General features: G+C 60.8%; 16 protein-coding genes. 2 read left to right on the top strand and 14 right to left on the bottom strand.

The annotated features are described in order from the left end of the window. Positions 1 to 94: 94 nt before the first annotated feature. The 8 genes from QZ196_RS02725 to ruvC form a co-directional block, all read right to left on the bottom strand. Positions 95 to 1,267, bottom strand: a complete 1,173-nt coding sequence (locus QZ196_RS02725) for an energy transducer TonB (RefSeq protein WP_296423638.1) — start codon at positions 1,265 to 1,267, stop codon at positions 95 to 97. 2 nt (positions 1,268 to 1,269) lie between these two features. After that, entirely contained in the window at positions 1,270 to 1,746 is a 477-nt protein-coding gene (locus tag QZ196_RS02730) for an ExbD/TolR family protein (protein ID WP_296423640.1), read from the bottom strand. Between the two features lies 1 nt (position 1,747). Further along, positions 1,748 to 2,422, bottom strand: a complete 675-nt coding sequence (gene tolQ / locus QZ196_RS02735) for a protein TolQ (RefSeq protein WP_296423642.1) — start codon at positions 2,420 to 2,422, stop codon at positions 1,748 to 1,750. A 113-nt stretch (positions 2,423 to 2,535) separates the two neighbouring features. Continuing rightward, positions 2,536 to 2,922: a tol-pal system-associated acyl-CoA thioesterase gene (gene ybgC, locus QZ196_RS02740; RefSeq protein WP_296423644.1), complete on the bottom strand. Its 387-nt coding sequence runs from the start codon at positions 2,920 to 2,922 to the stop codon at positions 2,536 to 2,538. Continuing rightward, positions 2,919 to 3,551 carry a hypothetical protein gene (locus QZ196_RS02745; protein WP_296423646.1) on the bottom strand — a complete coding sequence of 211 codons (633 nt, stop codon included), beginning with the start codon at positions 3,549 to 3,551 and terminating at the stop codon, positions 2,919 to 2,921. The genes ybgC and QZ196_RS02745 overlap by 4 nt, the downstream gene beginning before the upstream one ends. A 46-nt stretch (positions 3,552 to 3,597) precedes the next feature. Then, positions 3,598 to 4,617, bottom strand: coding sequence for a Holliday junction branch migration DNA helicase RuvB (gene ruvB, locus QZ196_RS02750; RefSeq protein WP_296423648.1), 1,020 nt, complete (start codon positions 4,615 to 4,617; stop codon positions 3,598 to 3,600). A gap of 76 nt (positions 4,618 to 4,693) precedes the next feature. Then, the gene (ruvA, locus tag QZ196_RS02755) at positions 4,694 to 5,353 is read right to left on the bottom strand and encodes a Holliday junction branch migration protein RuvA (RefSeq protein ID WP_296423651.1); all 660 of its coding nucleotides are present in this window, start codon (positions 5,351 to 5,353) and stop codon (positions 4,694 to 4,696) included. Continuing rightward, positions 5,350 to 5,856, bottom strand: coding sequence for a crossover junction endodeoxyribonuclease RuvC (gene ruvC / locus QZ196_RS02760; RefSeq protein WP_296423655.1), 507 nt, complete (start codon positions 5,854 to 5,856; stop codon positions 5,350 to 5,352). Before ruvC ends, ruvA begins: the two co-directional genes overlap by 4 nt. Positions 5,857 to 6,165: 309 nt before the next feature. Here ruvC and QZ196_RS02765 point away from each other — a divergent pair, with 309 nt between their 5' ends. Continuing rightward, on the top strand, positions 6,166 to 6,375 hold the full coding sequence (locus QZ196_RS02765) for a DUF1127 domain-containing protein (protein ID WP_296423658.1): 210 nt from the start codon (positions 6,166 to 6,168) through the stop codon (positions 6,373 to 6,375). A gap of 79 nt (positions 6,376 to 6,454) precedes the next feature. On the opposite strand, the gene QZ196_RS02770 is transcribed toward QZ196_RS02765, so the two are convergent. The 6 genes from QZ196_RS02770 to QZ196_RS02795 form a co-directional block, all read right to left on the bottom strand. Further along, the gene (locus tag QZ196_RS02770) at positions 6,455 to 6,799 is read right to left on the bottom strand and encodes a hypothetical protein (protein ID WP_296423660.1); all 345 of its coding nucleotides are present in this window, start codon (positions 6,797 to 6,799) and stop codon (positions 6,455 to 6,457) included. A 97-nt stretch (positions 6,800 to 6,896) separates the two neighbouring features. Further along, on the bottom strand, positions 6,897 to 7,775 hold the full coding sequence (locus tag QZ196_RS02775) for a 50S ribosomal protein L11 methyltransferase (RefSeq protein WP_296423662.1): 879 nt from the start codon (positions 7,773 to 7,775) through the stop codon (positions 6,897 to 6,899). A 31-nt stretch (positions 7,776 to 7,806) separates the two neighbouring features. Then, positions 7,807 to 8,508 carry an SGNH/GDSL hydrolase family protein gene (locus tag QZ196_RS02780; RefSeq protein WP_296423663.1) on the bottom strand — a complete coding sequence of 234 codons (702 nt, stop codon included), beginning with the start codon at positions 8,506 to 8,508 and terminating at the stop codon, positions 7,807 to 7,809. A gap of 29 nt (positions 8,509 to 8,537) precedes the next feature. Then, positions 8,538 to 8,687, bottom strand: coding sequence for a hypothetical protein (locus QZ196_RS02785; protein WP_296423665.1), 150 nt, complete (start codon positions 8,685 to 8,687; stop codon positions 8,538 to 8,540). After that, entirely contained in the window at positions 8,680 to 9,330 is a 651-nt protein-coding gene (gene msrA / locus QZ196_RS02790; protein ID WP_296423667.1) for a peptide-methionine (S)-S-oxide reductase MsrA, read from the bottom strand. The genes QZ196_RS02785 and msrA overlap by 8 nt, the downstream gene beginning before the upstream one ends. Before the next feature lie 52 nt (positions 9,331 to 9,382). Further along, positions 9,383 to 10,612 (bottom strand): MFS transporter, encoded by a 1,230-nt coding sequence (locus QZ196_RS02795; protein ID WP_296423669.1) that lies wholly within the window; start codon positions 10,610 to 10,612, stop codon positions 9,383 to 9,385. Between the two features lie 385 nt (positions 10,613 to 10,997). Here QZ196_RS02795 and QZ196_RS02800 point away from each other — a divergent pair, with 385 nt between their 5' ends. Further along, on the top strand, positions 10,998 to 11,504 hold the full coding sequence (locus tag QZ196_RS02800; RefSeq protein WP_296423671.1) for a hypothetical protein: 507 nt from the start codon (positions 10,998 to 11,000) through the stop codon (positions 11,502 to 11,504). Positions 11,505 to 11,702 lie beyond the last annotated feature (198 nt).

An 11,702-nucleotide genomic window follows, 5' to 3' on the forward strand; every position in this document is an offset into this window, starting at 1 on the left:
ACTCTGCGTGTCCGGGTATCGCCCGAAGCATGCCCACATTGTCCTTCATAGCAGCCATGTGAACCGAAATCACATCAACTGCGCGTAACTTCGCCTAACGCAACCGCATCCCGCTGGGGTCAAACGTCAGCTCCACCTCTCGCCACTGCTCGTATTTGTCGCTGGGCAACGTAAAACCCGCCCCGCGATTCTGGCATTGGAATATCGCGGAACGCGCCGTGCGGAACGCAACGGCAATCGCCTGCGCGTCACCGCCCGATGCCGAAACCTGCCGCACATCGCCATCAACCTTGCGGTCCGTGGTCAGATCGAACGCGACGGTGATCGTCACTTGCTGCGCAGCCGAGCTCATACCACCCACATTCCAACACGACTGTACGGACACCCGGAAACCATCGTTTTCCGCGCCCGTCATCGGCGGTCCGGCTGGCACCGCAGGGGCGGCAGTCGGGGTCTGTGACGGCGTATCGTCGGACAATTCGGCCAGCAGATTGTCAATGTCGTCTTGCGCAACGACGGCTGGCGGATCTGCCGGTGTCGGCGGTGTCTCTTGCGGCGGTGTCTCTTGTGGCGGTGTCTCTTGCGGCGGCGTCGATACCGGCGGCGTCGGGCGCGACGGGCGCGATTGCGGACGGACCGATGTTTCAACCGCCCCCGACGGCTTCTCGGCTTCGGTCACAATCTCGGTCGTCGTCTCCGGCGGAGCGGTTGCCTGTGTGGCGTCCAATACCACCTCTGGATCAGCGGCGGCATCCGGAACCGTTTCCTGCTGCGCGACATCCGCGACCTGCGCATCGGGCGGGGCCGGCGCGGATGGGGTCGCGGCAATGCGGTCGGCCTGACGCGGCGTCGGGCGCTGGCTAACCTCAAGCTGCGGCGACGGCGGCGGGGCTGGCGGCGGCGCGGGCGCGACCGGCGGCACATCCGTCGCCTCGGTGACCAATGGCGGGGGCGGCGGCGGCGGCGGATTTTCGGCCACTGGCGGCGCAACCGGATCAGGCGTCGGGGCGGGCGTCGGGGTTGCCACCTGCGCGGGCGGCGGGGGCGGCGTGTCATCGACCACCGGCTGCGGCAGGGCTGTCGGCTCTGCATCGGCAGGTTTCGGCGTTCGCGCTGCCATCATATCGGCAAAGGCGTCACCGCTGATCGTGGTAAACGGAATAGGGTCGATCGGCAAAGGGTCGGCATCAAACCCCCACCCAAGGATCAACCAGCCAATCAGCCCGATATGGCCGATTGCAGAAATATAGATGCCCGGCCCCTTCATGATTACCCGTCAGAACCATCAAACGTCGGCCCGCCGACGTCCGTGACCAGCCCGATGTTGGAAAAGCCACCGGCATTCAACGCGCCCATGATTTCGGCCACCTTGTTCCATGCATTCGACCCGTCAGCCCGCAGGAAAATGCGGTCGCTGGTTCGCTCTGCCGCAATCGCTTGCAGCTTGGCCACCAATTCCGCAGGTGCCGTTTCGGTTTCCTGGATCATCACAATACCAGCGGCGGTGATGGTCACGGTCAACGGCTCTTCCTCGTCGCCCGGCAGCGCGCTTGCTGCGGTCTTGGGCAGTTCGACGGGAACCCCCACAGTCAGCAACGGCGCGGCCACCATAAACACGATCAACAGCACCAGCATCACATCGACGAACGGCGTGACGTTGATTTCAGACATCGGCTGCGTGCGGCCAGACCTGCGGCGGCGGCGCCTGCCCCCACCTCCGTCTGATTTCATGACACCGGCACCCATATCAGCTATCCAATTGGCGGCTTAGAATCGTGGCGAACTCATCGGCAAACGCCTCGTAGCCCGCCACAATCCGATCACTATCCGAAGACAGCTTGTTATAGAATATCACCGCCGGAATGGCGGCCATCAGACCCAGACCAGTGGCCAGCAACGCCTCTGCGATGCCCGGTGCCACAACAGCAAGGTTCGTATTCTGCGCCTGCGCGATCTCGATGAACGCATTCATGATCCCCCAAACGGTCCCGAACAGCCCCACAAACGGGGCCGTCGACCCAACCGTCGCCAAGACTGGCAAACCCTTTTGCAATTTCGCGGCTTCCTTGGCGATTGCCACATCCATCGACCGGTCAATCCGGGCCGTCGCACCCGCGATCAGGCCGCCATCCTGACGGTGTGACCGGCGCCACTCCAACATGCCCGCCACAAATATCTTTTGCGAAGGTCCATCCGGATCGGCCCCGATCTTGTCGAACAAGGCGTCCAACGGCTCTCCTGACCAAAAGGCGCGGTCGAACACCTCTGCCTCGGCGCGGGCTTTGCGGTATTGAATGGCCTTTTCGATAATCACCGCCCAGCACCAGACCGACGCTGCCATCAGCAGGATCATGACCAGTTTGACGGTAATCGTTGCACGCGCAAATAGCGCCCACATTGTAAAGTCGGTTGCTGCTTCCATGTGCCTGCTCTGCCTCTAGGCCCGATTTTGGGCTCTCATTACGCAAGACGTTAAAGCAAACAATTCGGGAAATCCAACCAATCCCACATCACTTCTGCGAAATGACCGGAATTTCAGTGTACCGAACGGCGGATCGCCGCCGGCAGCCGCGCCACAGCACCGTTTGCCTGGATGCAAACGATCGTCACGATCGCTACAAACAGCGAAACATCCGCGCGCTTCACCTCTTGGCGAACCACAAGCCGCACACCCGATCCTTCGTCCATCGTTGTCTCGACGATCAGCTGGTCATCAAATTTTGCAGGCAACAGATAATCCGCTTCGACCCGGCGCACGGCAAAAACAAGGCCCTCCGCCTTCATCTCGACCTGATCAATGCCCAGTTCGCGGACCCATTCACTGCGCGCGCGCTCAATGAACTTCAGGTAGTTGGCGTAATAGACGATACCCGCCAGATCGGTGTCTTCGTAATAGACGCGGATGGGAAAACGGTGTGTCATGACGGGCGGGTTATCCTCGCAGCAAGGCGCAACGCATGGCTCGCGTCCCGCGCCGCAGATGGCATGACAGGATCATAGGCCGCCCGGACCACATCCGCAATCTCGGGGCGCAGCACCGCATGACCCGAAATCATCGCCAGCGGCGCCTTCGCGTCAAACGCAGTATCGGACCACAAGACAATCGTCTGCACGGCTTGGCTAAGCGCCAGCGTATCCGCCGCAACGGTTTCCAAATGAGCGTCCATGCGCAAAAACACAAACGCCGCCTTGATGCCGCCCGCCGGGTCGAACCGGAAAATACGGTACTGATTGGCGCCCGCCGCCTGCAGTTTATCCACCAACGGCCCCAGATCGGGCACCAACTGGTCCAGATGCGGCACGGCGCGCAGTTCGGCCCAGTCACGGCAGAAAAAGACCATCAGGTTGGCCCCTGACAACGCCATATCCGTCTCGTCGATCGTGTGGTTGGCCAGTGCCACGACCGCTTCGATGGCACCCTTGAAGACCGCAAGCGTCGCGTCATCAACGCCGAAAACCACCGGCACGATCGGGCATCCCCAGCGGGCAAACACATAGGCACCATCAGAGCGCGTAAAAAGCGCCGCCACATTATCTATATTATCATCCATGCAAATCTCCGTCCGCGGCATCAAATTTCCAGAAATTTGATCCCCCCTAGCCAAACAAGTCCGCCCGCGACTTGGGCGGCTCCAACCCCAAATGGGCCCAGGCCGCCTGCGCCAGCATCCGGCCGCGCGGCGTCCGCTGGATCAATCCCTTTTGCAGCAGATACGGCTCGATCACATCTTCCAGACTGTCACGGCTTTCCGACAATGCCGCCGACATCGTCTCGACGCCCACCGGCCCCCCGCCATAGCTTTCCGCAATCAGGCGCAAATACCGCCGGTCGGCACTATCAAGCCCCAGATGATCCACGCCCAACCGCGTCAGCGCCATATCGGCAATCGCCTGCGTGACGGTCCCGTCACCTTCGACAATCGCAAAATCCACGACCCGGCGCAGTAGCCGCCCCGCAATCCGCGGCGTGCCGCGCGCGCGCTTGGCAATCTCGCGCGCACCGGCGTCAGCGGCCGGCGCGCCCATCAGACGTGCGCCGCGCGTCACGATCTCGTGCAACTCATCTTCGGTGTAAAACTCCAGCCGCGTCGGAATCCCAAAGCGGTCACGCAACGGCGTGGTCAGCAGCCCCATCCGTGTCGTCGCCCCCACCAGCGTAAAGGGCTGCAATTCGATCCGCACCGTGCGCGCCGCTGGCCCCTCGCCAATCACCAGATCCAGCTCGAAATCCTCAAGCGCGGGATACAGCACCTCTTCGACCGCCGGGTTCAGCCGATGAATCTCATCAATGAACAACACATCGCGGGCTTCCAAATTCGTCAAAATCGCCGCCAGATCGCCCGCCTTGGCCAGAACCGGCCCCGACGTCATGCGAAACCCCACACCCAACTCGCGCGCCATGATCTGGGCAAGCGTCGTCTTGCCCAAACCGGGCGGGCCGTGAAACAGCGCGTGGTCCATCGCCTCACCGCGCCGGCGCGCACTTTCGATAAACACCTTCAGGTTCGCGCGCGCCTCGCGTTGGCCGATGAATTCATCCAGCGTCTGCGGACGCAGCGCGCGATCGGCATCACCGGGCTGAGGGGCGGGACGCAACGTGGGATCAGGTTCATTCATCTCTTCAGCCCATACCGGATCAATCCAAGACGGTCCATCAGCGCCGCGCATCCGACCGCGTCAATACGCACCGCCCCTACCCCTTCGGTGCCAGCAGCTTCAGCGCCGCGCGGATCAACGTCGATGTATCCGCGTCCGGCGCTGCCCCCGCCGCCTCTGCAACCGCGCTCGCGGCTTCGCCCGGCGCATAGCCTAAATTCCCCAAAGCCGACAGCGCCTCTGACTGCGCAGGGTTGGCCCGCTTGGGTGGCGCACGCCGGACCTGATCGGGCGTCTCGACCTCGATCACCGTATCGCCCAGCGCCTCGGTCACGGTTCCGCCCATGGCCATCACACCGGGGGCTTTATCCTTCAATTCAATCGTGATCCGTTGGGCCGTCTTCGGCCCCACCCCCTTGGCCTTGGCCAGCGCGTTCCAGTCACCCAGCGCAATCGCACGCCCCACGCCATCCGCCCCAAGCGCACCCAAAATCGCCATCGACGCCTTGGCGCCAATGCCCTGCACCGTCATCAGCAACCGATGCCACTCCTTTTCGACCAGCGTCGTGAAACCAAAAAGCTGCAAATTGTCTTCACGCACCAGCAGATCGGTATAAAGCGCCACAACCTCGCCCACGGCAGGCAAACCCGCCATCACACGGTCCGACACATAGACAATGTACCCGATACCGCGCACATCTATCAGCACATGATCTGGCGTGCGATATTCCAGACGGCCCGCAATCTTGCCAATCATGCGCCCGCCCTCGCCAAAGCTTTGGCCAAAGTGCCCGCTGACTGCAAATGATGCGCATGACAAATCGCAATCGCCAACGCATCCGCCGCATCGGGCCCCGCAATCTTTACGCCGGGCAACTGCAATTTAACCATATGTTCAACCTGATGCTTTTCGGCATGGCCCACACCCACAACCGCCTTTTTCACAGCGTTTGGCGCATATTCACCCACGGTCAGACCTGCCTGCGCAGGCACCAGCATCGCAATCCCGCGTGCCTGACCGAGCTTCAGGGTGCCCGCCCCGTCTTTATTCACAAATGTCTGCTCGACCGCGGCGGCATCCGGTTGGTACAGATGCATCATATCGGTCAATTGCTCGTGCAACGACAACAGCCGCGCCGCCAGATCGCCACCGACCGAATGACAAATGCCATTGGCCACATGCGACAGCCGCGACCCAGATACCTCGATCACGCCCCACCCCATGTTGCGCAACCCCGGATCAATCCCCAAAACACGCATTGCTCGCCCCAGTTTTTTTGTTCTATCAAACGGTTAGCACAAAACGCGAACAAAGACCAAGAGGCTTTGATGGCACGGCTTACCATGCCGCAGCCGCGCATCCCGCGCAGCATACCCCCCCGGCACCGAGAAGCGCCGAAAATAACACATTATAAATAAAGGGTTTGCGGCGAAATCCGCGTAAAAAAAAGGCATACAAAAAACGCATATGACCCATGCAGAAACGACACTAGTCAGCGACACCAAAGCCCCCTAAATGCGCATTATCAAGTTTATCGCTGCAGCGCAGCACACACAAGGAATATGGCTATGGCCACTCTGAACACCGCCCGCACCGCTGCGGGCCTTTCGACAGGCGGCATCTACGGATTGTTCGCTCGCATAGTCGCAAATGTTGCCGGATGGAATGACGCGCGCGTCACGCGCAAGTCGCTGTCGCGCCTGTCCGCACGCGAATTGGAAGACATCGGTCTGTCGTATGGCGACATCGACACCATCGCCGAACGTCGCACACGCTAAACCAAACCCACGATCCGAAACGCAAAAGGCCGCGCCATTATCAGGCGCGGCCTTTTGCATTGTCATCCGGACCGCTTGATCAGGGCATCATTGTCTTCATCGCGTCGGCGATAAACGTGGTCGCCGGGTCTGGCTGCATGATCCATGCGCCTGCCTGCTCCATCACGGTGCCCTGCTGCAACGATGTGACCCGGTCGGCATAGGCGCCGGACCCGAGGTACGAGAACAGAAATCCTTTGAACAAGAAGCCGATTGCGACCAACAACAGCAGCCCCTTGAGCGGAAAGCGGGGTGTGTAAACCCGTGGACGTGCCACGATCAGACCATCGGCATTCACCGTGCGTACAACGCCGCGGGCCATCCGGTCATGCCGGCGGACAATGCGCTTCAGTCTTTTATCAAACGGGACATTGGCCTGTGCCATGATACCCTCCAGTAGAGTGCGATGAACCTAACATTAACAGGATCGCCAAGATTGCCTTGTGAAACAAGACAAATCGTACGCCACCTAACAAAACGCCCTAAAGTGCTGCGTTTTTGCACATTGTGAGGGTCGTCCAGTCAACAATGCTATCATTTTTAACCAGATTGAACCCATTATCACGGTAAATGCCGATCACCTCATCCGCTTGCTCATTCAGAATACCCGAGAGAATCACATGCCCGCCAGCGGCGACACACCGGCCCATATCAGGGGCCAAACCGATCAATGGGCCCTTCAAAATATTGGCAAAAATCAAATCGTACGGCGCTGCGGCCGCCAACGCAGGCGCATCGAACCCGGCGGCCACAACACAGTTAACGCGGCCCGTCAGCCCATTTGCTGCCACATTCGCGGCGGCCACTTCGACGGCAACCGGGTCAATGTCACTGGCCAGAACGGCGTCGGGCAAAACATGCGCCGCCGCCATCGCCAGCACCGCCGTGCCACAGCCGATGTCCGCCACTTTGCCGCTGGTAAATCCGCCATCCAACAGCGCATCGAACGCCCGCAAACAGCCCAAGGTCGTGCCATGGTGCCCGGTGCCAAACGCCATCGCGGCTTCGATCAGCAGCGCAACCCGGCCTGCCGGCACCTTATCGGCATCATGCGACCCGTAGACGAAAAACCGCCCCGCCTCGACCGGCGCCAGCTCGCGCTGCACCTTCGACACCCAATCCTGATCGGGAATTTCTGAAATGTTGAACGGCTTGGCGTGGTAAAGCGCGCTCAGCACGGCCAGGGCACCGGCATCCGGGCGCTCCATGAAATAGCTCGCGACCTCCCAAAGCCCCGATCCATCCTCGATCTCGAACACGCCGACACCGGTGGGTTCGGGCATCAGATCCTCAACCGCCTCGGCCAGCCTGTCGGCGGCATCTTCGCCCGTAATCGTCGTCAGCGCGGAATATGTCGTCATGGTCAGCAGCCCTTTGCGATGTTGCCCCCCGTTAGGGCCTGTCCCGCGCGGGGTCAAGCAACGCCGGGTCGTCGATGATACTGTCGCAGATCGTCTTGGCCCATGCGGCATAGACCACCGGACCGGGATGAAATCCGTCCTCGGACATATTGTGGGGGCCCAGCGCCACATCGACATGGACGGCGGTGCAATGGTCGCGCGCGGCCACCAGCACGCGCAGATGGCGGTCAAACCGCTTGGCCTGTCTGCCCAGCACCCAGCGCAGCGGTTGCGGCAGCAACGGGAACTGATGCACCGGGGGCAACCCCGACACGATCACACGGCGGGCACCAAACTCGCTGGCGAAACGATCCACCAATGCGGCCTGCTGTGCCAGCCACCGGCGCAGCGGCACGACCTTGGTGACATCATTCACCCCCATGGCCAGCACCACCACATCATAGGTCCGCTCCGGCAGATCATCCAACCAGCCCAGGACCTCGCCGGTTTTGGCGCCGGTGCGCGCGATCAACGTATAGTCGATCGTTGCCACCTGCCCCAGCCGCCCGGTCAACTGCCCCAGCAGCGCCTCGTCCTGGGTCGCGACACCCACGCCCGCCGCCGAAGAATCGCCGATGATCAGCAACCGCAACGTCGGCCCCTGCCCCACCTGCCCCCGGCGCGGGCCGGGCGGTTCCGGCAGCTGCAATGCGCGCGCCCGCAAATAAACCGCCTGCGCGACCAACACGGGCATCAAAATGGCCCGGGCGGTCAGATCAAGGATCACAACGCCAACGTCCCGCTGATCAAGATTTCGACATGGCTGCCGATCATGATACGATCCCCCTCGCGCGACACAAGAACCCTGCCTTCGCCGCCGATATTACGTCCCTTTGCCATGATCAGATCGCACTGGATGAACCGCCTAGACATCAACGCCAATAGGGCAGGTCACGCCCGTCCCGCCAATCCCGCAATACCCGCCGGGGTTTTTTGCCAGATACTGCTGGTGGTAATCTTCGGCAAAATAGAACGTGGGTGCCGCGATGACCTCGGTGGTGATCGCACCATAGCCCGCCTGCGACAAACGCGGCGCAAAATCTGCCTTCGACGCCTGCGCTGCGGCCTGCTGCGCATCCGTGTAGGTATAAATACCCGACCGATACTGCGTGCCCGCGTCATTGCCCTGCCGCATGCCTTGGGTCGGGTCGTGCCCTTCCCAGAACACCTGCAACAGCTGATCATAGGAAATCACCGCCGGATCATAGATCACGCGGACCACCTCATTATGGCCGGTCTTGCCGCTGCACACCTCTTCGTAGGTCGCGTTCGGAGTATAGCCGCCCGCATAGCCAACCATCGTGGATTGCACACCGTCCAGTTTCCACAACATCCGCTCGACGCCCCAGAAACAGCCCATGCCGAACATCGCCGCTTGCATCCCGGCGGGCACGTCACCGGTCAACGGGGTGCCAAACACGAAATGGTCTTCCTTGCGGGCAATCGGTATGGCCCGCCCAGGCAATGCGCTGCCTTCGGCCACGATTTCAGACTTCGCACGGTTCATGAAAAACATTTGGCTCTCTCCTACTGTTCGCTAGGTAATATAGGCGGTGCCGATCCGTTTGCTACTCTGCGGGGGCCAACAACCCGACCTGAAACACGGTCTCGTGACCGGGGGCAGGATGGCGGGGGATCAGCAGCGACAGGATCAGCGACACGATCGCCATGCCCGCCGCCAGCAAAAACACCATCCCCGGCGACGTCAACCAGACATAGCCCAGCAGCGCGGGCAAAAACACAGCAGCAATATGGTTAATCGTAAACGCCACCGCCGCAGTCGGCGCAATATCGCGCGGATCGGCGATTTTTTGGAAATACGTCTTAATCGCCAGCGCGAGGCTGAAAAACAAATGGTTCACGACATAAAGCCCGGTCGCCAGCACCACACCCCAGCCAAAATAATAGATCCCGCCATAGGCAAAGAACACGATACACAGCCCCGCATATTCAAAAATCAGCGCGCGGCGTTCCCCAAACATCGCCACGACCTTGCCCAGCATCGGGGCCGCAATCATATTGGCCACCAGCGTGAACAAAAACAGCTGCGTGATGTCATCGACCTTGTAGCCAAAGCGTTCGACCATCATGAAACCGGCAAACACGACGAATATCTGACGCCGCGCGCCCGACATGAACTGCAACGCATAATACAGCCAATACCGGCGGCGCAGCACAAAGGTTTTGACCTGCGGATGCGGCGCTTCGAACTGGGGATAGGCCAGCAGACAGAACACCGCCACCACGGCGGTAAACCCACCCGAAAGCCAGTAGACGATACTGTAGGTCAGCCCGAACCGTTCCCAGCTCAGGACGATCAACAGATAAACGATCAGCGTCGCCCCTGACCCCGCGGACAATATCCAGCCCAGCATCTGCGGCGCGCGTTTCTTGTCAATCCACTGCAACTGCAATGATTGATTGACCGTCTCGTAATAGTGAAACCCGATCGACGACAGCATGGTCACCGCCAGAATCCCGCCCATCGTCGGAAACTGCGCGGTCACCGCCGTCGATACGCCCAACATCACAAGCGCCACCAGCCCCAGCACCTGCTCGCGGATGAACATGATCAGGGCGATCACCCCAATCGCAAAAAAGCCCGGGATTTCACGCACCGAATGCAGCCAACCGATGTCGGCCCCGTCAAACCCCGCGACCTCGATCACGAAATTATTCAGCAACGCCGACCATGTGGCAAAGGCAACAGGCATGGCCATCGCCATGACAAACAACAGCGACGTAGGCCTGCGCCAGAACGGCAGACTATGCGCATCTTCAAGACGTACTATTTTCATGCCCGAACCATTACGCCCGTTTTTTGATATTGGCGAGATATTTACGCGCCCCGGCCACACCATGAAAAAGCAATCCATGCCAACACCGCATCCGCGCCGGTGGCGCGGCTGTCGCAGGCAACGTGCTGCTGGGTGGTGTGATCGGTCTGGGCGTCGATGCTGCAACGGGCGCGTCGCAGGACTTGGTGCCAAACCCGGTTGCTGTCGCACTCGAATGTTGATCTGAAAAATCGGGGGGTCAGTGCATACGCTGCGGGCCTCCCACCGCAAACAGGGCACGCCGGACGCCGGGCAACTGCACCGGATTGAGCAATGTCAATGCAGCCGCATCTGCCGCAGTGCAGAAAGTGATCATTGCACACCTTTGCACAATCAGGAGAAACCCATGTTCACCGCAACCCCCCTACGCCGCCTTGTCGGCGCAACGGCCCTGCTCGCCGCAGTCGCCAGCGGCGGTGCCGCTCTGGCCGATGATGATGACGTGATGCAGCTTATGCCCTTCGGCGCCGGTCCCTATGGCGGCGGCATGGGCAACATGTCGATGATGGCGCGGCCCATCGACATTGATGGTGATGGCACCGTCACGTCATCCGAAGCATCCCAGCACGCCAGCGCAGGATTTTCCTTGTTCGACAGCGACGGAGACGATCAGATCACCGAAGACGAATACATTGACGGCGGGCCGTTCATGGCACCCGTCGGACGGCGCAGCACCGAACGTCTCTACGTCAACCGCGTCGCCCGCTTCAAGGCGATGGATGGCGATAGTGACGACATCGTGACACTGGCCGAATTCATGGCCAAGGCGCAGGCAAGTTTCGAAGCCGCTGACGCCGACAACGACGGCACGGTCACCGTCTGGGAATTCCGCGCCCAGCAGAACCCGTTCTGATCCAAACGGGCGCCGGATTTCGGCGCCCGTTCACGTTTTCTTCACACATATGGCCGCACGCCGCGTTAACCTTGCCCGCACCGTACAAACGTACGTACGCATTCCATACGGGGTCTGCACGCAGTCTGCATGGCCAGAACCCCCTTTATTTCCTGACAATTAACGCTATAAAAACGATGTCGGCGCAGCACCGGCAAC

This window comes from Yoonia sp. (assembly GCF_017854565.1).
In the GTDB taxonomy this organism is placed as follows: Bacteria; Pseudomonadota; Alphaproteobacteria; order Rhodobacterales; family Rhodobacteraceae; genus Yoonia.